Origin of the sequence: Streptomyces sp. CB02400, assembly GCF_001905725.1 — a bacterium.
GTDB lineage: Bacteria > Actinomycetota > Actinomycetes > Streptomycetales > Streptomycetaceae > Streptomyces > Streptomyces atrovirens.
Genome location: NZ_LIWB01000007.1, coordinates 138,786 through 162,947 on the forward strand (window position 1 = coordinate 138,786; position 24,162 = coordinate 162,947).

General features: G+C 71.8%; 21 protein-coding genes and 1 pseudogene. 13 read left to right on the top strand and 9 right to left on the bottom strand.

From position 1 onward, the window contains the following. Window positions 1–708 precede the first annotated feature (708 nt). On the top strand, window positions 709–1,443 hold the full coding sequence (locus AMK33_RS42180) for a hypothetical protein (protein ID WP_143203839.1): 735 nt from the start codon (window positions 709–711) through the stop codon (window positions 1,441–1,443). A 19-nt stretch (window positions 1,444–1,462) separates the two neighbouring features. Here AMK33_RS42180 and AMK33_RS18815 read toward each other — a convergent pair. From AMK33_RS18815 to AMK33_RS44720, 3 genes and pseudogenes are all read right to left on the bottom strand, one after another. Then, a pseudogene (locus AMK33_RS18815) lies at window positions 1,463–2,183 on the bottom strand (transposase family protein). A gap of 77 nt (window positions 2,184–2,260) precedes the next feature. After that, complete coding sequence (locus AMK33_RS42465) at window positions 2,261–2,626, bottom strand: hypothetical protein (protein ID WP_158075130.1); 366 nt, start codon at window positions 2,624–2,626, stop codon at window positions 2,261–2,263. Between the two features lie 804 nt (window positions 2,627–3,430). Next, a complete protein-coding gene (locus AMK33_RS44720; protein ID WP_268817372.1) occupies window positions 3,431–3,559 on the bottom strand; it encodes a hypothetical protein in 129 nt (42 codons plus the stop codon). Window positions 3,560–3,995: 436 nt separating this feature from the next. Between AMK33_RS44720 and AMK33_RS42185 the strand changes: the two genes are divergently transcribed. Continuing rightward, the gene (locus AMK33_RS42185) at window positions 3,996–4,181 is read left to right on the top strand and encodes a hypothetical protein (RefSeq protein WP_143203840.1); all 186 of its coding nucleotides are present in this window, start codon (window positions 3,996–3,998) and stop codon (window positions 4,179–4,181) included. A gap of 11 nt (window positions 4,182–4,192) precedes the next feature. On the opposite strand, the gene AMK33_RS18830 is transcribed toward AMK33_RS42185, so the two are convergent. Next, entirely contained in the window at window positions 4,193–5,119 is a 927-nt protein-coding gene (locus tag AMK33_RS18830) for a ketopantoate reductase family protein (protein ID WP_073933996.1), read from the bottom strand. A 117-nt stretch (window positions 5,120–5,236) separates the two neighbouring features. On the opposite strand from AMK33_RS18830, the gene AMK33_RS18835 reads away from it, so the two are divergent. Both AMK33_RS18835 and AMK33_RS18840 read left to right on the top strand, forming a co-directional pair. Beyond that, the gene (locus tag AMK33_RS18835; RefSeq protein ID WP_073933997.1) at window positions 5,237–7,264 is read left to right on the top strand and encodes a DUF4139 domain-containing protein; all 2,028 of its coding nucleotides are present in this window, start codon (window positions 5,237–5,239) and stop codon (window positions 7,262–7,264) included. A gap of 6 nt (window positions 7,265–7,270) precedes the next feature. Beyond that, window positions 7,271–8,830 carry a DUF4139 domain-containing protein gene (locus AMK33_RS18840; protein WP_073933998.1) on the top strand — a complete coding sequence of 520 codons (1,560 nt, stop codon included), beginning with the start codon at window positions 7,271–7,273 and terminating at the stop codon, window positions 8,828–8,830. 139 nt (window positions 8,831–8,969) lie between these two features. Here the strand turns inward: AMK33_RS18840 and AMK33_RS18845 are convergent, their stop codons facing one another. Beyond that, window positions 8,970–10,484: an MFS transporter gene (locus AMK33_RS18845; RefSeq protein WP_073933999.1), complete on the bottom strand. Its 1,515-nt coding sequence runs from the start codon at window positions 10,482–10,484 to the stop codon at window positions 8,970–8,972. 241 nt (window positions 10,485–10,725) lie between these two features. On the opposite strand from AMK33_RS18845, the gene AMK33_RS18850 reads away from it, so the two are divergent. From AMK33_RS18850 to AMK33_RS18865, 4 genes are all read left to right on the top strand, one after another. After that, window positions 10,726–11,601 (top strand): hypothetical protein, encoded by an 876-nt coding sequence (locus AMK33_RS18850; RefSeq protein ID WP_073934000.1) that lies wholly within the window; start codon window positions 10,726–10,728, stop codon window positions 11,599–11,601. Window positions 11,602–11,745: 144 nt separating this feature from the next. Next, the gene (locus tag AMK33_RS18855) at window positions 11,746–12,717 is read left to right on the top strand and encodes an alpha/beta fold hydrolase (protein WP_073934001.1); all 972 of its coding nucleotides are present in this window, start codon (window positions 11,746–11,748) and stop codon (window positions 12,715–12,717) included. 139 nt (window positions 12,718–12,856) lie between these two features. Next, the gene (locus AMK33_RS18860) at window positions 12,857–13,744 is read left to right on the top strand and encodes an AurF N-oxygenase family protein (RefSeq protein ID WP_235618134.1); all 888 of its coding nucleotides are present in this window, start codon (window positions 12,857–12,859) and stop codon (window positions 13,742–13,744) included. Between the two features lie 47 nt (window positions 13,745–13,791). After that, window positions 13,792–15,318: an FAD-dependent oxidoreductase gene (locus tag AMK33_RS18865; protein WP_073934003.1), complete on the top strand. Its 1,527-nt coding sequence runs from the start codon at window positions 13,792–13,794 to the stop codon at window positions 15,316–15,318. Window positions 15,319–15,952: 634 nt separating this feature from the next. On the opposite strand, the gene AMK33_RS18870 is transcribed toward AMK33_RS18865, so the two are convergent. After that, complete coding sequence (locus AMK33_RS18870; RefSeq protein WP_073934004.1) at window positions 15,953–16,933, bottom strand: GlxA family transcriptional regulator; 981 nt, start codon at window positions 16,931–16,933, stop codon at window positions 15,953–15,955. A 126-nt stretch (window positions 16,934–17,059) separates the two neighbouring features. Here AMK33_RS18870 and AMK33_RS18875 point away from each other — a divergent pair, with 126 nt between their 5' ends. Together AMK33_RS18875 and AMK33_RS18880 are read left to right on the top strand one after the other, a co-directional pair. Next, window positions 17,060–18,022: an NADP-dependent oxidoreductase gene (locus AMK33_RS18875; RefSeq protein ID WP_073934194.1), complete on the top strand. Its 963-nt coding sequence runs from the start codon at window positions 17,060–17,062 to the stop codon at window positions 18,020–18,022. 139 nt (window positions 18,023–18,161) lie between these two features. After that, window positions 18,162–19,253, top strand: coding sequence for a DUF475 domain-containing protein (locus AMK33_RS18880; RefSeq protein ID WP_073934005.1), 1,092 nt, complete (start codon window positions 18,162–18,164; stop codon window positions 19,251–19,253). A gap of 5 nt (window positions 19,254–19,258) precedes the next feature. Here the strand turns inward: AMK33_RS18880 and AMK33_RS18885 are convergent, their stop codons facing one another. After that, window positions 19,259–19,747, bottom strand: a complete 489-nt coding sequence (locus tag AMK33_RS18885; protein WP_073934195.1) for a hypothetical protein — start codon at window positions 19,745–19,747, stop codon at window positions 19,259–19,261. A gap of 96 nt (window positions 19,748–19,843) precedes the next feature. After that, a complete protein-coding gene (locus AMK33_RS18890; protein ID WP_073934006.1) occupies window positions 19,844–20,230 on the bottom strand; it encodes a MerR family transcriptional regulator in 387 nt (128 codons plus the stop codon). Between the two features lie 115 nt (window positions 20,231–20,345). Between AMK33_RS18890 and AMK33_RS18895 the strand changes: the two genes are divergently transcribed. Continuing rightward, window positions 20,346–21,419 (top strand): alkene reductase, encoded by a 1,074-nt coding sequence (locus tag AMK33_RS18895; RefSeq protein ID WP_073934007.1) that lies wholly within the window; start codon window positions 20,346–20,348, stop codon window positions 21,417–21,419. Window positions 21,420–21,473: 54 nt separating this feature from the next. Next, a complete protein-coding gene (locus AMK33_RS18900; protein WP_073934008.1) occupies window positions 21,474–21,983 on the top strand; it encodes a hypothetical protein in 510 nt (169 codons plus the stop codon). A gap of 84 nt (window positions 21,984–22,067) precedes the next feature. On the opposite strand, the gene AMK33_RS18905 is transcribed toward AMK33_RS18900, so the two are convergent. Next, window positions 22,068–23,075 (bottom strand): epimerase, encoded by a 1,008-nt coding sequence (locus AMK33_RS18905; RefSeq protein WP_073934009.1) that lies wholly within the window; start codon window positions 23,073–23,075, stop codon window positions 22,068–22,070. Between the two features lie 120 nt (window positions 23,076–23,195). On the opposite strand from AMK33_RS18905, the gene AMK33_RS18910 reads away from it, so the two are divergent. Continuing rightward, window positions 23,196–24,152, top strand: coding sequence for an SDR family NAD(P)-dependent oxidoreductase (locus AMK33_RS18910; RefSeq protein WP_443030921.1), 957 nt, complete (start codon window positions 23,196–23,198; stop codon window positions 24,150–24,152). Window positions 24,153–24,162 lie beyond the last annotated feature (10 nt).

Consider the following 24,162-nt stretch of genomic DNA (forward strand, 5'->3'; position numbering starts at 1 on the left):
GTGCCGCAGTTCTTTGACTCAGATCCCGTGAGTCCGGATCCAACGGGCAAGGCCCCGGAGGGATGGAAGCCAGGGGATATCGGACCACCACCACCTCCAGGCAAGCCCCCGGAAGGCGGCAAACCCCCGGAAGGTGGCAAACCCCCCGAGGGCGGCAAGGCCCCGGAGGGCGGCAAGGCCCCGGAGGGATGGAAACCAGGGGATATCGGACCACCACCGCCTCCAGGGAAGCCCCCGGAAGGCGACAAACCCCCTGAGGGCAGCAAACCCCCGGAAGGTGGCAAACCGCCGGAGGGCGGCAAGGCCCCGGAGGGCAGCAAGCCACCTGAGGGCGGCAAGCCCCCGGAGGGATGGAAACCAGGGGATATCGGACCACCACCGCCTCCAGGCAAGCCCTCGGAAGGCGGCAAACCCCCCGAGGGTGGCAAGCCGGGTGAGGGGGGGAAGCCTGGTGAGATCGGCCCACCGGCCCCCCCTGACCTCGTCGGTGTGCTTCTAGGCGCTAAGTCCTTCGACGAGGCGAAACTGCAACTGGGCCTCGGACCCGTTACAGACCAGGTTCTGTACCAATACGTGCAGACGCGCCTTACGCAGAGCGCCCAGAACGCGCAGCGCGGCAACACCGCAGGCAAGCCCCCGAAATCGGAAGACTTCCGGGGCCCGTCCGTCGGTCTCCCACCAGTGCGCGAAGCAGGCTCAGTAACCGTCATGGCGGACGGCGTGGAATTCACGATGCCGGAGGATCAATACGACCAACTGAGGCAGCCCGCCGTACAGCAACAGGCACGGGATGTCTTCAACGGCCTGGGGGGCGGACTCGCCGGCATCGTGCAAGCACGCAACAGGAACGAGGCGCTCAACCGGCAAGGTGACAAGAAGCAACAGACAACCGTCGTCGCTTCGGAAGCGAGATCGGCCGGGATCACCGCAGCGCCCGCCGGCACGGCTTTGCCTGGCGCAACCGGTCCTCCCGCGGGGGGCCTACCCCGCGACGTCCCGACTTTCACCAAGGCGTTCTACTCCACCGACGGAAAGATGCTCAATCAGTTGGCCCTCGACGTCAAAGCCACCGCTCAGAGACTCGGCGTAGACCATCCGAACCTGACAACTGCCGTCAGCGTCGGCCTAATCAACGGGCAGCTCGAGTACCGTGTCACGGTCTCGGACCCGCGTGCATACGCCACCCTTCGCGCGAATGAGTCGCTCCTACCTCGTGGATTGCGCATGGGGCCACCGCCGACGATGGGGCCGGACAAAATGCTGGACCCGATGCGGCATGTCGAGGTCGAGGGTCCGCTCGGCCTGCGTGACGAAGGGGCCCGCGGGGTCATCGTCGGCACATCAAGAGAGGCGTGCGCCCAACGGTGTGAGCCGCAGTGGAACCAAGCTGGCAGCCCTGGCGACGTATGGCATACCCACCGCGCGAAGCCGTCCGCGAAATAATGAGCCTTTCCTATCTTGATCAGGTGGCGAGTTCGAGGGCGACAACGGCACGGACGACGGCGGTGATCCGGGTGGTACTGCAGCGGATCTTCCGCAGGAGCCGCCAGCATTTGAGGGTGGCCATGGCGCGTTCGCCGAGGCTACGGATCAAGATTCCGGTCAGCCAGCCCAGGAGACGGATCTGTCGGTGACGCCACCACCCATCGTCACTGTCCGCCCAGCACTTGACGTCGTCGGCGGCGAGAGCGGCGGGAATGCCGTGGGTCCGGGCCTCGGTCGGATCGTGCACGGCTCCGGGCAGCGCGTCCGAGGCCCAGATCAGGCGGCTGGCTGGATCCGCGAGGACCTGCACGTTCATCCCGTGGCGCTTCTTCCCCGAGTAGTACGGCTGGTCGGCAGCGATGCGGTCGATCGGCAGCACGACGCCGTCGAGGATCACGTACGCCTTCTTCCGCACTGTCTGCATCGCCTGCTCCGGTGTGGGCGCCGGAGCGGCCAGGAGGTCGACGGCCTCGCATATGTACCGGTAGACCGTCGCGACCCCGACGCGGAAACCCGCTGCGAGGCGCAGCGTAGGTGTCACCGCAGCGCAGGTGGGCCAGGACGAGCAGGGCGGCCTGCCGGCCACAGGTCAGGCGACGCCACCGGGAGCCGATCCGGCGGCGGTGACCTGCGAGGAGACCGGACAGGTGTTGCAGGGTGCGGCTGGACAGATCGATACCGGGCGGGTGGACAAGCACGCGAAAGCCCCTGGCGGACTGGTGATCTTGGTCGTGAACCCGTCTACCAGGAGCTTCCTTCGTGCCCGCTGCCGGGTTCACCAGTCCAACCTCCGGTCAGGTTGGAAACAGCTCAGTGCCCATACGGACCAGCACCACAGGGGCATGTAGACCAATACGTGATGCGTGTACTTCCTCTCCTCCAGCCAGAGGAAACGAAGGAGGCTGTCGGTGGCCAGCACAACGATCACCCCGAGCAGGACGATCGCCCCGGAGGCCCTGAACTGCCGCCTTCCCCAGTAGTCCCGAGCCGCTGTCGCCGCCGCTCCTTGCACGACACCCGACAGGACGAACAGAACACCGGTGATGCGTTGTGCGAAAGCCGGGGCCCCCGAGGCGTCCGGCCATCCGATGACCGCGCTGAAGGTCATGGGGACAAGCAGCCCGGCCATCATGAGCGACATGACCGTGCGCCTTCTCCAGGCCCGGTCGGGCCATGTCCCGGTCGGGCCATGGCCTGCTGTCACCCCCGCGCCAGGATATGGATGACGGATCATCCAGGTCCGCGTTTTCCGGGTAATCGAAACGGCGGAGTATTTTTCGCAGCTCGTCCGGTGACCAGGCACTGCCGGCCGTCTCACCGCCGATGGTGACTCGGCGGAGGCCACGGCTGTCGGGCGGCTCCACGACGGCCCATGGACGGATGCGCATGACCCCAGACTCGAACCCGAGTCGGCGTGGTGCACCCGGAGCTACCCCGTTCGGAAGGGGGCCGGAGAGGCCTCCGTGTCACTCGCACGGGCGGAGCGACCGGGCGGGGAGCACGATGTCCGGACGACGCGACAGGCGCCCCGCCAGGTCACATAGGACAGTAAGACCATGAACCGTCACCGACGCCCGCCCCGGCGTGCCCCGTGGATCGCAGGCGGCGCCGCTGTGCTCGTCCTCGGTGGCATCGGCGTATGGGTGTTGGTGGCGCAGGACGGCGGCACGCCCAGCCCCACGCCTTCGGCCTCGAACGACCTGTCCCTTCCGACGCTGAACCCATTGCCGTCCTGGACGTTCACGACAGAGCCGTCGAGCACGGCACGGCGGACGCCGACGTCCACGCTGTCACCCGGGCCGACGGCGTCCCGGCCCCGTCAGCCGACCCCGCCGGCCCCGCCGAGCCGGCGGCCGACGACCCGACCGACGCCGCCGGCACAGCGGCCGACCGGCGAGCCGCTGCCGCCGGCACTGCGGACGGCAACCGAGCCGGCGCCGCCGGGTCAGAGGCCCACGACCCGGCCGGCGCCGCCCAGCAGTCGGCCCGTGCCCCAGCGGACCGCGACCGGCGCGTCGGCCCTGCGCACTCCGAAGGCGGGACCGACCACACCGCCGCGACCGGCGCGGACCACAACACCCCGCCCCTCGCCGGGCTCCCCGACACCCGCACCCTCGCCACGGTCCGCGACACCCGAACTCCCGCAGCGGCCCGCAACACCCGAACCTCCGTCGAAGTCCGTCACTCCCAAGCCCCCGCCGAAGTCCGCGACACCCGAACCCCCGTCGAAGCACGCCACGCCCGAACCCCCGCCGAAGCCCGTCACACCCAAGCCCCCGCCGAAGTCCGCGACACCCGAACCCCCGTCGAAGCACGCCACGCCCAGATCCACGCTGAAGCCCGCCGCCCCCGAACCCCCGCCGAAGTCCGCGACGCCGAAGCACCCTGCATCACCCGCCCGCCCAGCACCGACACGGACACCGACGACGCGGCCGGCGCCCTCGAAGCATGTAGCGACGCCGTCCGTCATGTCACCCGGGCCGACGCCCACGGCCGGTGGCGGCAAACGGGTGACCACCACGTGGTACACCTCCCCGGCCGCGACGGCCGCCGCCCACCGCATGGCGGACGCCGACGCGGTCGGTGACCCCGCCTGCTCGATGGCGGCCGTGGGGCAGCCGGACCCCGGCCTGGTTCCGCGGAACGGCCGTATCGGCATCGGGCACCACGGCACGTACTGGTGCCTGGTCTGGTGAGGCGGCAGCCGTCACCCCGCCGCCGCTCCGAGCACGTACGGGGACAGGATGTCGGCCACCGTCCGGTTGCGCGGTGCGGGGACGTCGAGCCGGGCCGCGAGGTCGGCCACTCCCCCGCTGAGCCAGGGCAGCTCGAGACGGTTGCCGTTCTCCAGGTCGTTGTGCATGGAGGACGTCATGTCCGCGGGCAGCGTGTCGCAGAAGGCCAGTTGACGCTCGGCGAACGTGTCGTCCAGCGCGACACCCGACGCCTGCGCGAGCGCCACGGTCTCCTCCATGATCTCCCGCAGCAGTGCCCGGGAACGCTCGTGGGAACGGACGACACCGATGGGCCGGCGGACGGTGGCCGTGGTGGCCGACAGCCCGACGAGGAAGACGAACTTCTCCCAGATCACCCTGTCGATCTCCGCACTGGTCTCCGCGTCGATGCCCGCCTCACGACAGGCGGTCAGAAACCGCTGTACGACGGATTCCTGATCCGGGTGGCGGGCGCCGAAGACCATTCTCTGCAGGGCGCTGTTGTGCCTGACGACGCCGGGTTCCTCGATGAAGGCCGAGATGAAGCACGTTCCGCCCAGGACGGAGTCCGCGGGCAGGTGACGGCGGAGGATGTCGTCCTTGTGCACCCCGTTCTGCAGCGAGAGCACAGGGGCGTCCCCCGCCTTCGAGGAAGCCAGTTGTATGGCGATGTCCTCGGTGTCCCAGAGTTTCACGGCGACGACCACCAGGTCCGTGGGACCGAGTCGGGCAACGCTGTCGACGGCCGAGCCGGGCTGGGTGCGCACGTCCCCCAGCGGGCTGCGGACCAGCAGCCCCGAGCTGCGTACGGCCTCCAGATGACGGCCCCGGGCCACGAACGTGACCTCGTGGCCCGCCGCGGCCAGCCGCGCTCCGAAGTAACCACCGACTCCACCGGCTCCGACAACCGCGATACGCATGTGTGACCGCCTCCTTGAGGACCGTTCCGAGGATTATGACGATCCGCCTCGACCCGGCCTCGGGCCGGTCACCGCGTAGGCTGCCCTCGGCACGGAAACGGCTGGGTGGGGGAGCGCATGACGGCTGGAACGGCCCCGAGGTGGGCATCGACTCTCGATTCGGTGGTGGTGTACGCGCAGGGCGCGCTCTGCCGCCGCCTGGCCCGGGGCACGGTGCCGGCGGGCGGACGCGTGCGGGTGGCGGGACTGCCCCGCTCGCTGGACCCGGGTTCGTTGCGGGCCCGCGTCGTCGAAGCGTCCGGGGTACGTGTCACCGAGGCCCGGGTGGAGGTGGAGGCCGAACTCCTCGATGCGGAACCGTCCGACGAGTTGCGGCGTGAGGAGAAGCGGCTGCGCGACGAGTGGGCGGCGGCGCGGGACCGCCGGGACCGGCAGCTGGGTCTGATCGAGGAGGTCGGGGCGCTCCGTCCGGTGCCGCCGGCCCGCAGGCGGGACGACCCGCATCGCCGTACCCCGGTCGACGCGTGGCTGGAGCTCTCCGAGTTCGTCGACGAGCGCCTGACCGGGCTGCACGGCAGGCTCCGTGAGCTGGAGGAGGAGCTGCGCCGGGTCGAGCACGAGCTCACGGTCGCCGTGGACAGGCTCTCCCGTGCCTCCACCGACGCGCCCTCGGCACCGGTGGCCGACTCGATGTGCGCGGTCCTGACGCTGGACGGCGCGGACGACGCGGAGGTGGAGCTGGAGGTGGAGTACGGGGTGCCCGGCGCCGTCTGGGTGCCCGCCTACCGGCTCACCCATCGGGAGGGCGAGAGCGACGGATCCCTGGTGCTGCGGGCCTCGGTCGCCCAGCGCACGGGTGAGGACTGGACCGGTGTGCGCATCGCCCTGGCCACCGCCGATCTGCGCCGTCGCACCGACCTGCCCCGGCTCCGCTCGGTCCGCGTCGGACGCAGTCAGTCCGCCCCCGCGCCTTCGGGCTGGCGTGAGCACCCGGCGGGGCTGACCGATCTCTTCGCCGGTTACGACACGGCAGGCCCCCGCCCCGACACGAGGCCGGCGTCCGGGGCTGTGGCCGGTGCCGCGCCCGGCCCCGTTCCCCCGCCCCCGCCCGTCCCGCTCCCGGAGGGCGCCGCCCGGCCGGCCTTCGGCAGCGCCCGGGCCCGGCCGGGCGGCGGGCCGCGTACCGGCGCGCGGCCCGCCGCGCCCGCCGCGCCCGGAGCCGCCCCGGCTGCTCCCGCGGCCTTCGGGGCGGCTCCACCACCGCCCGCCGCGTCCGCGGCGTCCGCGCCGCCGGTGCCCGTGGCCGGTCCGCCGCAGCCGGACGGCGCCGAACTCGACTACTCCGCGCTCGTCCTGTGCGGCCCGGACGAGCCGGGCGGCCGCCGGGGCAGGCTGTTCCCCGGCTCCGGCTTCGACCCGGTGACCGCCGAGTACCGCCGCCGCGCCGAGACGGTGGGCGCGCTGCCCCTTCCCGGGCACGCCGTGCGGCCCCGCGAGTCTGCGGGTTCCTTCGACCACCGGTTCGATGCCGCGGCCCCCGCCGACATTCCCTCGGACGGCACCTGGCACACCGTCACCGTCGGCGAGATCCCGGTCGGCCTGCGCACCGAGTACATCTGCGTTCCGTCCGTGGAGCAGACCGCGTACACGACGCTGGTGCTCTCCAACGCCACCGATCAGGCCCTGCTGGCCGGTCCGGTGGAGGTCACCGTGAACGAGGAGTTCCTGCTGACCGCCGCGCTGCCCACGCTCGCCCCGGGCGGCGTGTCCCGGGTGGGGCTCGGACCGGCCGAGGCCATCGGGGTCACCCGCCGGGTGAATCTGCACGAGTCGACCGCGGGGCTGCGCAACAACGTCACGGTGCTCGACCACCGCGTCCACGTGGAGCTGGCCAACCGGCTTCCGGTGCCCGTCTCCGTGGAGGTGCGCGAGCGCGTGCCCGTCACCTCCGACGCGGACATCCGGATCGAGGAACGCGCCGACTGGACGGCGCCCGAAGGCGACACCGGCCCGGAGCGCCACGCGCCGGGCACACGCCTGTGGCGGATCGAACTGCCCGCCGGCGGCACCACCGCTCTCGACGGCGGCTACGAAATCCGGATCCCGGCCGGCAAGGCCCTTACCGGCGGCAACCGCAGGAGCTGACCCAGCATGTCTACGTCATCGGAGCTCATCCCCCTCCCCGTCACCGCCGTCACCTGTACGGAGGACCGTGCTCACGTCGAGCGTGCGACCGTGCTCGATCTGAAGGCCGGCACGCAGCGACTGCGTCTCGGACCGGTCAGCGCGCTGGCCGTGGACCGTACCCTCCATGCCGAGCTGACCGCCGGTCACCCGGCGACCGTGCTCGACGCGCGGATCGTCCGTGGCTGGACGCCGCGCGGGCCGGGGCCCGCCGACGACGACTCCGCGCTGCGCCGGCACGTGACGGCCCTGGAAGAGAAGCGGACGGCCCTGGAGCAGCGGCGTGACCGGCTGCGTGCCCGTCTCGATCTGCTCGGCCGTCTCGCCACCGATCTGCTGCGGGAGATCGGCGAGGGCGCCGGCTACGGAGAGGCGGAAAGGGACCGCTGGGCCCGGGAACTGGACCGGGTGGACGGCGAACGCGACTCCCACGGCGAGCGGCTGCGCTCCGTGGAGGCCGAGTTGTCCGCCGTCACCGCCGAACTGTCCGAGACCCGGCGGGCCTTGGACCTCTCCGAGGCGGAGCCCGCCGAGCTGGTCGGTCACATCGAGCTGACCGTGCGCGCCCCGGCCGCCGGGCAGGCCGGGCTGCGGCTGAGCCATCTCACGCCGTGCGCGGTGTGGCGGCCCGCTTATCGGGCCGTGCTCGACGGGGATTCCCTCACGCTGGACACGGACGCGATCGTCTGGCAGCGCACCGGCGAGGACTGGTCGGGCGTACGGCTGACCTTGTCGACGGCCCGCTCCGCGGGGGCCGCGGAACCGCCCCGGCTCGGCGAGGACCGGCTGACGCTCCAGGAGCGTTCCGCCGCGGAGCGCCGCACCGTCCACGTCGACCTGCGCGAGGAGGAGGTCGCGGACCTCGGTCCCGCCCCCGTGCTCGGGCTGCCGGGCGTGGACGACGGCGGGGAGGTGCGCGTGCTCCACTCCCCCGCACCGGTCTCCGTGCCGGCCGACGGCCGCGCCCACCGGGTGCCGCTCTCCTCGTTCACCTCGCCCGCGAGGAGTGAGTACGCCAGTTCGCCCGAGCTGTCGCCCCTGGTCACCCAGGTGGTGCGGTGCGACAACCGGTCCGGCCACGCACTGCTCGCCGGGCCTGTCGACCTGATCCGCGGCAGTGGGTTCAGCGGACGCGGCACCCTGGACTTCACCGCCCCCGGTGCCCCCCTCGAGCTCGCCTTCGGCAGTCGGGACGACCACCGGGTGCTGCGGCACACCGAGGAGACCCGCGAGACCGCCGGGATCACCCAGCGGACCGTCCTCACCCGGACCGTCCGCCTGCACCTCTCCAGGTTCTCCGCCCCCGGTGAGCAGGACGACAGGACGGTCGTCGTCCGGGAGCGCGTCCCGGTCTCCGAGGTCTCGGCGGTGGAGGTACGCCTGCGTCGGGACGACTGCTCCCCCGCGCCCGACGCGATCGACGCGGACGGCATCGTCCGCTGGAACATCCCGCTGGCCCCGGGCGGCCGACGCACCGTCACCCTTGTCTACGAGGTCTCGGCGAGCAGCAAGGTCACCGGCCTGTGACCCCTGGGGAGGCGCTCCGCTGTCACGTCCTCGGCCCGCCGCGTGTCCGGCACGGCACGCATGCCGGACGCGTGGCTGCCGTGTGTTCGACGACGTCCGTCCGGTGAGCCCGACGGTTCCACCGGACGTGCCCGCGCCGTCAGAACTTCGGTGTCGGTGCCTGTGACCGCACCAGCTCCACCGCCTCCTGTTCCGTCTGCACCGAGGGCGGCGAGCCCTCGAGCGGCTGCTGGGCCGTCTCCTTCATGCAGGCCACCGCGATGACACCGACCAGGGCCGCGGCCATCGAGTAGTACGCCGGCATCATGTCCGAGCCGGTCGCGCCGATGAGGGCCGTGATGACCAGCGGCGTCGTGCCGCCGAACAGGGACGCCGACAGGTTGTAGCCGACCGACAGGGAGCCGTAGCGCACCGGCGTCGGGAACATGGCCGGCAGCGCCGCCGACATGGTGCCCAGCAGGCAGACCAGTGACAGGCCGAGCATCAGCATGCCGGCCGAGACGGCGAGCAGACTGCCCTGCTGCACCAGCAGGAACGCCGGGGCGGACAGGACGAAGAAGCCGAGCATGCCGGTCATCAGCAACGGCTTGCGGCCGAACCGGTCGTTCAGCCGGCCCACCTGGTTGATGATCAGCATCAGCACCACCATGGTGGCCACCAGGATCAGCAGACCGTGGCTCTCGCTGTAGTGCAGCTCGTCCGACAGGTACGTCGGCATGTACGACAGCAGCATGTAGTCGGTGACGTTGTACGCGCCGACCAGCGCGATGCACAGCACCAGCGTCGGCCAGTACTGCCGGAAGATCTTGGCGAGGTCGCCGTGGGCGGTGGTCTCCGCCGCGTTCGCGGCCTCGGTGATGTGGACATTGCCCTGCTCCAGCTTCAGATACGCCGGTGTGTCGTCCAGCTTCAGCCGCAGGTAGATGCCGACGATGCCCAGCGGCCCGGCGACCAGGAACGGGATGCGCCAGCCCCAGGCGTCCATCGTGTCGGAGCCGAGCCAGGCGGTGAGGGCCGTGACCAGGCCCGCCGCGCCGGTGTACCCGGCCAGCGTGCCCAGTTCGAGGAAGCTGCCGAAGTAGCCGCGCCGCTTGTCCGGGGCGTACTCCGCGATGAAGGTGGAGGCACCGCCGTACTCGCCGCCGGTGGAGAAGCCTTGGAGCAGACGGAAGAGGATCAGCAGCAGCGGTGACCAGAAGCCGACGGCCGCGTAGGTCGGCAGCATGCCGATGGCGGCGGTGCCGATCGCCATCAGGATCATCGTCAGCGCGAGGACCTTCTTGCGGCCGACCTTGTCGCCCATCGGCCCGAAGACCATGCCTCCGAGCGGGCGCACCAGGAAGGCGACGGCGAAGGTGGCGAAGGACGACAGCAGCTGCGCGGTGTCGCTCCCGGAGGGGAAGAAGACCCGGCCGATGGTGCCGGCCAGATACGCGTAGATGCCGAAGTCGAACCACTCCATGGCGTTGCCGAGCGAGGCGGCCTTCACCGCTCGCTTGACCGCCCGCTCGTCCGTCACCGTGATGTCCGACCGGCGCAGTGGCGGGTTCCGCCGGCGGCGGACGGCGCGGAACAGGGCGGGGTGACGCCTGACCGCCTCGGAAGGGGGCGTGGGCTCGCTGTCGATGGGGGACGTGGCCGGGTTCCTTTCCAGGTCATGCCGTTGCGAACGGAACGTACCAGCGTCGTCGGGACGACGCCGGGAAGCGCGCTCGGAATCGCTTCTTCCCGGTGATCCCCCGGATACGCAGGTGTGAAGGCGGGCCGGTTCTCACCCGTGTGCCTCCGCTGCGCTGGTCGCCCGGGCGGACCGGTGATGCGGTGGGAGGACAAGGGCGGAAAGCGCCCGGGGCAGGCCGGCACCGGGGCGCTCGTCCCATCCTCAGGAGGCACTCGTGACCACCCCTCGCCCGATCGTCTGCTCGTCCCGTGTCCTGGCCGCCGTACTGGCCACCGGGACCCTGCTCACCACGGCGGCCTGTTCCGGCGCGGACAACAGCGCGTCGGCCGGGTCGGAGACCGCCGGCGCGGCCGTCGAGCGGGCCCTCGCGGCGCAGACCGAGTCGCCCACGTCCACGCAGTCGTCACCGACCTCGTCGCCGACGTCGTCGCCCGCCTCGGAGCTCACCGAGACCGGCGCGCGGAACGCGCTGATCACCGAGGCGGACCTCGAGGACAACTGGACGCAGGCCGAGAACCCGCAGGAGTGGCGGGACTCCCTGCTCGTCGGACAGGTCGACGTGGCCGCGTTCCTCGAGGGGAAGAGCGACGCCTCGGACTGCCAGCAACTGGTCGACTCGCTGTACGACGAGACCCTGCTGGGCCGCCCGTCCGGGGCGTCGGCGCTCAACGGGTTCCAGGAGGGTGACTCCCGGCTGCTCTACCAGGTCGCCGCGTACCAGAAGTCCGACCTCGACGAGTCGATGAAGTGGCTGCGGTCGCTTCCCGACACCTGCGACCAGTTCACTGTGAGCGGCGGCGACAGCGGTGACCGCACCGTCCAGGTCGTCGAGATGTCCCTGCCCGAAGAGGGCGACGCACGGCAGGGACTGACCGTGACGATGAAGGGCGACAGTGGGGGTGAGCCCGTGACCCTCACCCTGGACGTGGCCGTCGTCCAGATCGGCGCGAACGCGATCACGGTCACCAACGGCGGGCTCGACGGCGTCGACCACGACACCACCTCGACCGCCGTCGAGCAGGGCACACCGCGGCTTCAGGCAGTCCTCGCCGGCCGCACACCGACGCCCACTCCCAGCGGAGTCGAGTGACCGCGGGACCGGAGGCGGGACCGGTCGCGTGGAGACGACCGTGGGGGCGGCCCGTTCACTCGCCCGGCCCCTCTGACGGTGCTGGGCCACTCGGCCGCATGCAGTGTCGTGACAGCAGTCGTTCCCCTCGAAGAGAGAGCTGTCATGAAGTTCATACGGCACGTCTCCGCCCGGCGGTCACTCCCCCTGGCCCTCCTCGTCCCCGCCGCGGTCCTGATGGCCGCCGGTCCGTCCCCGGCATCCGAGAGCGGCGGGAGTGCCGGCTCCGGCGCGGGCGCCAAGCCGACCGTCGTGCTGGTGCACGGTGCCTGGGCGGACGACTCGGGCTGGGACGAGGTCATCCGGAGCCTGCGGGCGGAAGGGTATCCGGTGGTCGCCACCGCGAACCCGCTGCGCGGCCTCACCGGCGACTCCGCCTACCTGGCCGCCCGGCTGAAGACGATCGAGGGCCCGGTCGTCCTCGTCGGCCACTCCTACGGTGGCGCCGTCATCACCAACGCGGCGGCCGGCAACCCTGACGTCAAGTCCCTCGTCTACATCGCGGCGTTCGCGCCGGACAAGGGCGAGACGGCCCTGGAGCTGGCCGCCAAGCACCCCGGCAGCCATCTGACGGACGACCCCGACGCCCCCCTCCCCACCGCCCTGGCCGCGGTTCCGCTCGGCGGTGGCCCGGCCGACGTCGACACGTACATCAAGCCGGACAAGTTCAGTGACGTCTTCCTGAGCGACCGGCTGGAGGCGGGCCGGGCCGCCGTGCTGGCCGCCAGGCAGCGCCCCGCACACGTGGCGACCAGCGCCGAAGTGACCCGGGCGGTCGCCTGGAAGACGATCCCGTCCTGGTATCTCGTCGCCACCGACGACCGCACCATCGGCACGGACAACCTGCGCTTCATGGCCGAGCGGGCCGGCTCGACCACCATCGAGGTCGACGCCCCGCACGCGGTGCTGGAGACCGACCCGGACGACGTGACCGACCTGATCCTGCGGGCGGCGCACGGCTCCCGTCCCGCCCTCGCCACGACCGGCGCGAGCAAGGGGGCCGCGGCCCTCGGCGGCGTGGCGGTCCTGGCCGTCGCCGGTGGCACGGCCCTCGTGGTCCGGTCCCGCCGCGCCTGACCAGGGGGCCGGTGTCCCAGCGACGGCCCTTTGCTACTTGGGGGTAGGAACGCGACTCCTCTTGCTATACAGTTCGTCAGCAAGGCGGGATGGTTACCCGCGGTAATACTGATCGGACTCGATGCGAGGAGCCCTCGGCATGGGGAACAGGACCTCCGACGACGGCGCGGCCCGGCGGCTGCTGGACTCGTCCGCGCAGCTCTCCTACGACCCGCTCACCGAGGTCGACTGGGACACGCCGCTCGACACGGACTTCCACGGCGCCAGCCCGGAGTGGAGCACGCTCTACGGGACGGCGTACTGGGACGAGCTGACCGAGGCGCAGCGCAAGGAGCTGACGCGTCAGGAGGCGGCGTCCGTCGCCAGCACCGGCATCTGGTTCGAGATGATCCTGCAGCAGATGGTGCTGCGGGACATCTACGCCAAGGACCCGACGGACGACACCGTCCAGTGGGCGCTCACCGAGATAGCCGACGAGTGCCGGCACTCGATCATGTTCGCCCGCGGGGCGAAGAAGCTCCGGGCGCCGGCCTACCGGCCGCACCGGGTCGCGCTGGAACTCGGCCGGTTCTTCAAGACCGTCGCCTTCGGTGAGGCCGCGTACGCGGCGATCCTGGTCGCCGAGGAGGTCCTCGACGTCATGCAGCGCGACTGGATGCGCGACGAGCGGGTCGTGCCCTTCGTCCGCACCATCAACAACATCCATGTCGTCGAGGAATCCCGGCACATGAAGTTCGCCCGCGACGAGACACGCAGGCACCTCGCGCGTGCCGGACGGCTGCGCCGCCGGATCCACGCCCTGCTGATCGCCGTCGCGGCCTACGTCATCGTCACCAGCATGGTGAACCGGAAGGTCTACGCGAACGCCGGCCTGGACGAGGCACGCGCCCTGCGTGAGGCGAAGGCCAACGAGCACCACAAGTCGATGATGCGGGCGAGCTGTTCGGGCCTGATGGAGTTCCTGGCCTCGGTGGGACTGCTCACCCGGCCCGCGCTCCACTTCTACAAGCGCGCCCACCTCATCTGACGACCCTCACCCTGCACCTGCCCCGGCCTTCAGCGGAGTGGACGACCATGGCCTTCGCGATCACCCAGACCTGCTGCAGCGACGCCACCTGTGTGTCCGTCTGCCCGGTCAACTGCATTCACCCCACGCCCGAGGAACGGGCCTTCGGCAGCACGGAGATGCTGCACATCGACCCGAAGAGCTGCATCGACTGCGGTGCCTGCGCCGACGCCTGCCCGGTGGACGCCGTCCTCCCGCTCGACCGGCTGACCGGCGGGCAGCGGGAGTACGCGCGGATCAACGCGGCCTACTTCGAGCAGGACTTCCCCGAGGGGACAAAGTCACCGGCGCGTTCGGGGCCGAACTTCCACGCCTGGGGCGAGCCGTCCTTCGACCGGGTGCTGCCCTCGGACTTCGGGCCGCTGCGGGTCGCGATCGTCGGCACCGGCCCGGCCGGCATGTACGCCGCCAAGGACCTGCTGCTGCACACCCGGGCCGAGGTGACGCTCGTCGACCGGCTTCCGGTCGCCGGCGGGCTCGTCCGGTACGGCGTGGCACCGGACCATCCGGCCACCAAGAAGGTGGGCGAGAGTTTCGCCCGGTTCCTCACCCATCCGCGCGCGCGGACCTACCTGGACCTCGACGTGGGCACCCACGTCACCGCGGAGGAACTCGCCGCCCACCACGACGCCGTGATCTACGCGGTGGGCGCCGCCACGGACCGGCGGCTGGGCATTCCGGGCGAGGACCGGCCGGGCAGCGTCTCCGCGACCACCTTCGTCGCCTGGTACAACGCGCATCCGGAGGTCGCCGCGGACGCCGTCGGCCTGTCGTCCGAGCGGGTCGTCGTGGTCGGCAACGGCAACGTCGCCCTCGACGTCGCGCGGATCCTCGTCTGCGATCCGGAGACGCTGGCCGGCACCGGGATCGCCGGCCACGCGCTGGCGGAGCTGCGCCGCAGCAAGGTGCGCGAGGTGGTGCTGCTCGGGCGCCGCGGGCCGGAGCACGCGGCGTACACCAGACCCGAGTTGCTCGCCCTGAAGCACCTTCCCGGGGTGGATCTGCTCATCGACGACCACGATCCGCGCATCGGTGCGGCGATCGACGCCGCCGGTCCGGGGGACAAGGCGGCGGTGCTGCGGGGGGTGGCCCGGGAGGCCGTCGACTGGTCCCTGTCGCCGGGTACGTCGGGACGGCGGCGGCGTATCGTGTTCCGCTTCCTCTCCTCCCCTGTGGCGGTGTGCGGGGGCGAGGACACGCGTGCCGTGCGGGTCACCGGCGGCACCGCCGAGCCGGAGATCCCGGCCGGCCTGGTCCTGCGGGCGGTCGGCTACCGCGGGGTGGCCCAGGCGGGGCTGCCGTTCGACGAGGCCACGGGGACCGTGCCGCACCAGGGCGGCCGGGTGACCGGCCGGCCCGGGACGTACGTCGTCGGCTGGATCAAACGCGGGCCGTCGGGAGGCATCGGCGCCAACCGCGCCTGTGCGGCGGAGACCGTCGGTTCCCTGCTGGCCGACGCGGTGGCGGGCACCCTGCCCGCACCGGCCGGCGGGCCGAAGGCGTTCCGCCGCCTCGTACGCCGTCGGCGCCGCTGACTCCCGCACGGCGCGGTCACTCCACGCAGTCCTCGTCCCGAACGTGAGCGTCAGCGCGGTCGTTGGCGGCGCCGTTGAAGCTCACCGCCTGGCCGGGGGCGAGACAGATCGTCATGTCCCCGCCCGTGGACGGCCCTTGAATGGCGTCCTCGGGCACCTGCGCATGGTCCTCGACGCCCGCACCCGAGATGCCGTGGTTGGCCCAGGAGGAGTCTCGGCCTCTCCGGTAAAGCCGTACAACCGGTCAGAGCGGTCGGCGGACAGACGGCGGCGAGCGGCCTCCTGGTCGATCTCGTCGAACTTGTTCCGACTCCCGGTCCAGGGAGTGGCCGCCGCCGTGAAGCGCGCGTCGCAGACACGGTCCGCCGCGCGGGAAGCGCGGGCGTAGACGGTCCGGTCGGTAACACCACCCCTCGCCCATCCGGTCGGGTTCGGGCCAGAAGCAGACGTGGCCGGGCAGTACGGCGGCCAGGGCGGCCGAGGGCGACGCAACGGGTCCTCCGAGCAGGGCAGTCGGGCGGCTGCTCGCGGACCTCCCCGGGCGTTGTCGCGGGTGTAAGCGCATCCGGTTCGGGGTTCACCCGAACCGGTCACCGGTCATACCGCGGGCGTCCCGGGCGTCACCCGGGGGCGTTCATCCCGTCGCTGTCAGGTCCGGGGCGTTGTGGGCACGGCGGTAGGCCAGCGGGGACAGGCCGAGGTGGGTGGAGAAGTGCTTGCGCAGGGCGACGGCGTCGCCGAAGCCGCTCGCCGTGGCCACGCGCGCGACGGTCAGATCGGTGGACTCCAGCAGCCGGCGCGCCTGGTTCAGCCGGCACTGCAGCAGCCACTGGAGGGGGCTGGTGCCCACCTCGTTGCGGAACCGCCGGGTGAAGGTGCGTACGCTCATGTGCGCGTGCCGGGCCAGGTCCTCCAACGTCAGGGGTTCGGCCAGCCGGTTCAGGGCCCACTGCCGGGTGGCCGAGGTGGAACGGTCGGCGTCCTTCGGCACCGGGTGTTCGATGAACTGCGCCTGCCCGCCCTCGCGCCACGGCGCGACCACGCACCGGCGTGCCGCCGCGCCGGCCACCGCCGCTCCGTGGTCCCGGCGGATCAGGTGCAGGCACACGTCGATGCCGGCGGCGCCGCCCGCCGAGGTCAGGATGCGTCCGTTGTCGACGAACAGGACGTCCGGGTCGACCTCGACCCGGGGGAATCGCCGCGCGAACGCGTCGCAGAGCACCCAGTGGGTGGTGGCCCGCAGGCCGTCCAGCAGTCCGGCTGCCGCGAGCAGGAACGCCGAGGTGCACAGGCTGACGACACGGGTGCGCGGACCGATCCGGGCGAACGCCCCGGCGACCTCCGCGGGCAGTTCGCCGGTGGCGAGCAGATGCCTCTCGGGCTCCTGGGTGGCGATCACCACGGTGTCCACGCGCTCCAGGAGGGACTCGTCGTCGTCGACGACGATCCGGAAGCCCTCGTGGGTGCGGACGGGCCGGCCGCCGAGCGAGCAGGTCGTCACGGAGTACAGCGGCGCGCCGAACGGATCGCACGCCGCGTCGAACACGCGCGAGGCGATCCCGAGGTCCATGGCGAGGACGCCTTCGAGAGCGAGAACGGCAATGCGATGCACCATGGCCGGAATGGTACGACAGGTGGCCCTCCGGCCACTCACTCCGTCCGGGGGTACGGGACGAGGCTGGTGATCACCGGGCCCGGCCCGGTCTTCGCACACGCGGAACGGACAGGAAACGAGGAGAGCATGAGCGAGCGCACCATGCGTGCCGTCACCATCAGCGAGTTCGGCGGGCCGGAGGTGCTGACCGTCGGGCGGGTCGCGCGTCCCGAACCGCTGCCGACCGAGGTGCTGGTGCGGGTGCACGCCGCCGGGATCAACCCGGTGGACTGGAAGACCCGCGCGGGACAGGGCATGGCGGGACTGCAGACGCTGCCGCTGGTCCTCGGCTGGGACGTCTCCGGAGTCGTCGAGGAGGTCGGTTTCGGCGTCACCACGCTCGCGCCCGGTGACGAGGTGTACGCGATGCCCTGGTTCCCGCGCCCGGCCGGCGGTTACGCCGAGTACGTGACGGCGCCGTCGCGCCAGTTCGCGCGCAAGCCCGCCTCGGTCGGGCACCCCGAGGCCGCCGCCCTGCCCCTCGCGGCGCTCACCGCGTGGCACGCGCTGGTCGACACCGCGGGTGTCCGGGCCGGCCAGCGGGTACTGGTGCACGCCGCGGCCGGCGGTGTCGGGCATCTGGCGGTGCAGATGGCCAGGCATCTGGGCGCCGAAGTGGTCGCGACCGCCCGCGAGTCCCGGCACGCCTGGCTCAAGGAGCTGGGTGCCGACGAGACGATCGACTACACCCGGCAGCGGTTCGAGGACGTGGCCGGCGGGGTCGATGTCGTCATCGACCTGATCGGTGGCCTCGACGCCACCGACGTGCGGTCGGTGGCGGTGACCCGGCCCGGCGGCCTGGTCGTCTCCGTCCCGGGCGGTGTCTCCCCGGCGCTCGCCGCCGCGGCCGGGCAGGCCGGGGTGCGCACCAGCCCGCTTCTGGTCGAGCCGGACGGCGCGGCCCTGACCACCATCGCCGGCCTGGTCGACGCGGGAGCGGTCCGGGTCGAGGTCGAGCACGTGTTCGCGCTGGAACAGGCCGCCGAGGCACACCGCCGGGGCGAGACCAACCGCACCCGCGGCAAGCTCGTACTGGACGTCACGCGGTGACCCGCGTGCGGTCGACGGGCCGCAGGCGCGGTGTCGGCCGCTCTTCCGCGGCACCGGCGTAGTAGACATCACTGAGAGGGGCACTGGAACGGGGCCCGTCGTCCGGCGACGAGCGCGACGAGAGAGTGGGGAGTGCCGCGTGCTGCTGAAGACGTTCCGCTGGGCCTTCGCCGTCACGGGCCTCGGCCTGACCGCCGGAGTGCTCTATGACGGCTGGACGGCTCTGGGGCTGGTCGCCGTCCTCGCCGTTCTGGAGGTGTCGCTGTCCTTCGACAACGCGGTGATCAACGCCGGCATCCTCAAGAAGCTCAACGCCTTCTGGCAGAAGATCTTCCTCACCATCGGCATCCTGATCGCCGTCTTCGGCATGCGGCTGCTCTTCCCCATCGTCATCGTCGCCGTCAGCGCGCGGCTCGCGCCGACCGAGGCCGTCCACCTCGCGCTCACCGACAAGGACCGCTATCAGGAACTCGTCACCGACGCGCACCCGTCGATCGCCGCGTTCGGCGGGATGTTCCTGTTGATGATCTTCCTCGACTTCGTCCTGGAGGACCGCGAGGTCAAGTGGCTCGGCCCGGTCGAACGGCCGTTGGCCAGGCTCGGCCGGATCGACATGCTGTCGGTCTGCGTCGCCCTCGGGGTCCTCCTCGTCACCGCCGTGACATTCGCCGCCCACGCCCACCAGCACGGCGGCGAGCATGCCGACAAGGCCCAGACGGTTCTCGTCTCGGGCGTCGCGGGACTGATCACCTATCTGGTCGTGGGCGGGCTCTCCGGCTTCTTCGAGAGCAGGCTGGCCGCCGAGGAGGCCGGGGAGCCCGCCGGGCAACGGTCCGAGGACGCCGGGGCGGGGCGGCCGGCGGTCGCCCTGGCGGGCAGAGCCGCCTTCTTCACCTTCCTCTATCTGGAGGTCCTGGACGCGTCCTTCTCCTTCGACGGCGTCATCGGCGCCTTCGCCATCACCAACGACATCGTCCTGATGGCCCTCGGCCTGGGCATCGGCGCCATGTACGTCCGGTCCCTGACCGTGTACCTGGTCCGCCAGGGCACCCTCGACGACTACGTCTACCTCGAACACGGCGCCCACTACGCGATCGGTGCGCTCGCCCTCATCCTTCTCGTCAGCATCCAGTACGAGATCAACGACATCGTCACCGGCCTCATCGGCGTCACGCTCATCAGCGCGTCGTTCTACTCCTCCGTCCGCCACAACCGCGCCGCACGCCGGTGAACTCCTCACCACGTCAGCGTCAGTGAGCCGCCGACCGGCAGTGTGTGCCAGCGGTCGGCGTACTCGTCGAACCGGGACACGATCCGGTCGACCACCGGGGGAATCCCACCCGCCGTCACATACGCCGGCAGCTGCCGCGCATGACCGCGCCGCACCTCCCACACGGGTACGGCGATGCCCGCCAGGTGCTCCGACAGGGCCATGTCCGCCCGCGCCCGGGGGGACGGCTTCACCGGCCTGGACTTGCGGCGCCTCGCGGCCTTGGCGCGTTCCGCGGGGTCGGCGGGCCAGAACAGGCCGTTGTCACCGGCGGCCAGCCGCCCGTAGACCCCGAGTCCGATGCCCGCCTCCGCCTCGACCAGGAAGTGCACCAGGTCGTGCGGCAGGTACGGGTGCCCGCCGGGCCCGTTGCGCGGGGCGAGCGCCGCCCCGGTCTCACGGTGCACCGCGATGTCGTAGCTCGTGCCGGGGCCCTTGGTGAAAACGACGCGCATGGCCGCACGGTAGGAGACGGCCACCGCCGGCCGCACCTCGTTTCCGCGCCGGACCGTACGGCACGGCGAGGTGCGCCGCCTCGTCGGCCACGGAGGTCACGCCCCGCCGGCGGCCGGCGCGGCGCGCAGGCCGTCCCGGTACTTCCGGGCCACGATCACCAGTCCGTCGAGCGTCTCCCGGGTGCGTACGAGGTCGGCGATGTGCTCGGAGAGCCGGTCGCGCTCCTGGGCCATCCGCTCCAGCGCGGCGTCGGAGTTCTCCTCGCTGGGCGCGTCGGTACAGGGCAGCAGTTCGAGGACGGTGCGGCTGGACAGGCCCGCGGCGAACAACCGCTGGATGAACGCGACCCGCTCCACCGCGTCCTCCGTGTAGTGCCGCTGCCCGCTGGCGCTGCGGGTGCTGGCGAGCAGCCCCTGCTCCTCGTAGTAGCGCAGGGACCGGACGCTGACCCCTGTTCGTGACGCGAGCTCCCCGATACGCATGTGTCCCTCCCAGCCGCGCCTCTCGGCACCGGACTTGCCTCTCACATCGATGTGAGGTTTTAGCGTAACCGCCGAGCCCGAAACACGGGTTCTACGGATCGCAACGGAGTCTGCCGTGACACATCTTCTCGACAGTTATCAGCTCGGTGACCTGAGGCTGCCCAACCGGGTGGTGATGGCCCCGATGTCACGTGTCCGGGCCACCCCGGAGGGGCTGGCGACACCGTCGATGGCGACGTACTACGCCCAGCGTGCGACGGCCGGGCTGATCGTCTCCGAGGGGGTGCAGCCGAGCCTGGTCGGACAGTCGAATCCGGGCACGCCGGGACTGCACACCGGTGAGCAGGTCGCCGCGTGGCGCCCGGTGACCGCCGCCGTGCACGCCAACGGCGGCCGGATCTTCGCCCAGCTCATGCACGGCGGGCGGGTGTCGCACCCCGACACCACCGGTATGCGGCCCGTCGGGCCGTCGGCCGTCCCGGCCGTCGGTGACGTGTTCACCCCGGCCGGGCCCAAGCCCGCGCCGATGCCGCGCGCCCTGGACACCGCCGAGGTGCCCGAGCACGCCCTGTCGTACGCCGAGGCCGCCCGCCGTGCCGTCGACGCCGGTTTCGACGGCGTGGAGCTGCACGGCGCCAACGGCTATCTGATCTCGCAGTTCCTCTCCTCGAACGCCAATGTGCGCACGGACCGTTACGGAGGCTCGGTGGCCAACCGGATCCGGTTCGCCGTCGAGGCGGTGTCCGCGACCGTCGAGGCCGTCGGCGCGGCGCGGACCGGTATCCGTCTCTCCCCGGGCGGGACGTTCTGGGGCGTGGAGGAGACCGACGTCCCCGAGCTCTACGCCGCGCTGCTGGCCGAGTTGGCCCGGCTGGAGGTGGCCTACGTCCACTTCGAGGCCACGGTCGAGGAAGAGGTGCTGGTCGGTCTGCGCCGGGCCTGGCCGGGGACCCTCGTGATGAACCCCGTGGTCCCGATGGGCCCGAAGCAGACCGGGCGGGACGAGGCCGACCACTGGCTCGGGCTGGGCGCCGACCTCATCAGCTTCGGCCGCGCCTTCATCGCCAACCCCGACCTGGTCGAGCGGCTGCGCACCGGCCTCCCGATGGCGCCCGTCGACGAGGCCACCTACTACCAGGGAGGCGACGCGGGTTACCTGACGTACCCGGCCTACGCCCACACGGTCTGACGTCCGGAAGGCCGGGGCCGCATCGAACCGCCCGGGAACGGGCAGATTCGAACCATGCCCATCGACGCGACGGATTCGCCCGGAGTGCAGGTGTGCTCCCTGAAGCGGGACACTCCGCAGTCGGTCCCGGCCAACAGCCCCTACACGGTCGTACGGTTCCCGTTCGGGTCCGCGGAGTCCACCGACCGGTTCTCCATGCACCAGGTGAACCAGCCGGACGGGTACGTGGTCACGGACTGGGACTCGGACGACCGGTCCGGGCTGATATGGCCCAGCACGGCCGGCTGGGGCGTCCTGTACGCGATGATCCAGTGGGAGGCCGGGAACTACGGCGAACTGCGGGACCAGTTCGTCCGGGATCCGCTCGGTCTCACTCCGACTCCCGACGACACCACGGGGACGGAGCACCGGCCGCCGAGTCCCGGCATGCAGTGCTGGACGAAGCAGTGGGGCATCTTCGTCGACCCGGCCGTCCCGCTCGCCGTGCGCGCCACCCATGACGACAGCGTGGCGCGGGACATCGTCCTGGCGGAGTTCAAGCTCGTCGTCCACCAGGCCGCCTGACGGATCGTCCGGTGGGCCGATGACCTACCGGTGCCACGTGGGGAGCGGACGGTACGGCCGGGTCCGGGACGGGCGCCTCGCCGACTACGGTTCCAGGACGCTCCGCCGACCCGCCCGGCGTCCGGTGCGTGACGTCCCGCTCGTGCCCCGTCGCCCGCCGCGCCGGCGCCCCACCAGGTCGTGGGCGGCCTCCGGCCACATCGGGTACGTGAAGGTGAAGCCCGCCTCGATCAGCCGGCCGGGGACGACCCGCCGGCTCTTGAGCAGCAGTTCCGTGTCCGAGCGCAGTACGAGGGCGCCCGCTTCCGCCATCCACCGCGTCGCGGGCAGACCCACCGGTACACGCCACGCGGTGCGCAGGGCACGCATGAACGCGCGGTGCGGCAGGGGGCCGGGGGCGGCCAGGTTCACCGGGCCGGCGAGGTCGTCCCGGTCGGCCAGGAACTCGACCGCGCGGACGAAGTCGTGGTCGTGGATCCACGACACGTACTGGGTGCCGCCCGCGACCGGGCCGCCGAGCCCGAGGCGGGCCATCCACGACAGGACGTCGAAGACGCCGCCCCGGTCGGGGCTCATCACCATGGCGGAGCGCAGGGCCACCTTGCGGGTGTGCGGAGTCGCGGCCTGTTCCTGTTCCCGCTCCCACGCCTTGGCGATGTCCACGCTGTAGGACCAGTAGCCCGGCACGGCGGCCTCCGTCCCGCCGATCACGCCGGTGTCCTCGTCGTTGGGCGCGTCGAGGCGGTGCGCGTAGACGGTGGCGGTGCTCATCTGGAGCCAGACCCGCGGAGGGCGCGCCGCGGCGCCGATCGCCTCGCCCACGACACGGGTGGAGAGCACCCGTGAGTCCATCATGGCCCGGAGGTTGGCGGGGGTGTAGCGGCAGTTCACGCTGCGGCCGGCCAGGTTGATCACGACATCACTGCCGTCGACCACCTCGGTCCACGGCCCCGGTGTCCTGCCGTCCCAGTACACCTCCCCGGGCCCCGCCGGCCGTCTGGTCAGCACCACGACCTCGTGCCCGGCCGTGGTCAGCGCACGCTTCAGGACGGTGCCCACCTGCCCGGTCCCACCGGGAATCACGATCTTCATCCGGCCCTCCCCCTCCGTGTGAGGGCAACACTACTCCGGAATTGAACACGTTCAAAATCTTGGTACCGGTTGCGGTACGCACGGGGCGAGATGCCGGTCACCCGCACGAAGGGTCCGACCGTGAACCACGCCGTCCGCCTGACCACACCGTTCCACTCGCACTCCACCGCCGGCGACGTCGTCGACGGTGTGGACCTCGCCGGACGTCGCGTGATCGTCACCGGCGGTGCCTCCGGCATCGGCGTCGAGACCGTACGCGCCCTGGCCACCGCCGGAGCGGAGGTCACCGTCGCCACCCGGAACCCGGCGGCGGCCGATCCCCTCGGCCGCGACCTCGCCGCCGTGCCCGGAGCGGGCGCGGTGCGGGTGGCGGCGGTCGACCTGGCCGATCTCTCCTCGGTGGCCGCCTTCGTACGGGCATGGCGTGGACCGCTCGACGTCCTCGTGGCCAACGCCGGGGTCATGGCGGTTCCGGACCGTCGGGTCACCGCCGAGGGCTGGGAGCCGCACCTGGCCACCGGCCACCTCGGTCACTTCGCCCTCGTCGTCGGGCTGTACGACCATCTGCGTGCCGTCGGCGCCGCCCGCGTCGTCGTCAGCTCCGGCGCCCACCGCGACGCGGCGTTCGCCTTCGACGACCCGCACTTCGTCCGCCGCCCGTACGACCGCTGGGCGGCGTACGCGCAGTCCAAGACCGCCGACGTCCTGTTCGCCGTGGGCGCCCGCCGGTGGGCCGCCGACGGCATCACCGCCAACGCGCTCAACCCCAACTGGATCAGCACCGATCTGCAGCGCCACGTCGACGACGCCACCATGCGGGCCCTGGGGACGATGGACGACGACGGCGACATCATCGAGCAGCCCTGCTACAAGACGCCCGCCCAGGGCGCCGCGACATCCGTGCTGCCGGCCGCGTCTCCTCTCGTGGACGGCGTCACCGGACGCTATTTCGAGGACAACCAGGAGGCGCCGACCGTCACCGGCGACGAGGAGCCGGTCGGCGGCGTCGCGGCCCACGCCCCCGACCCGCGGGCCGCGGACCGTCTGTGGGAGTACGCCACCGACGCCCTGCGCTGACGGAGCACGC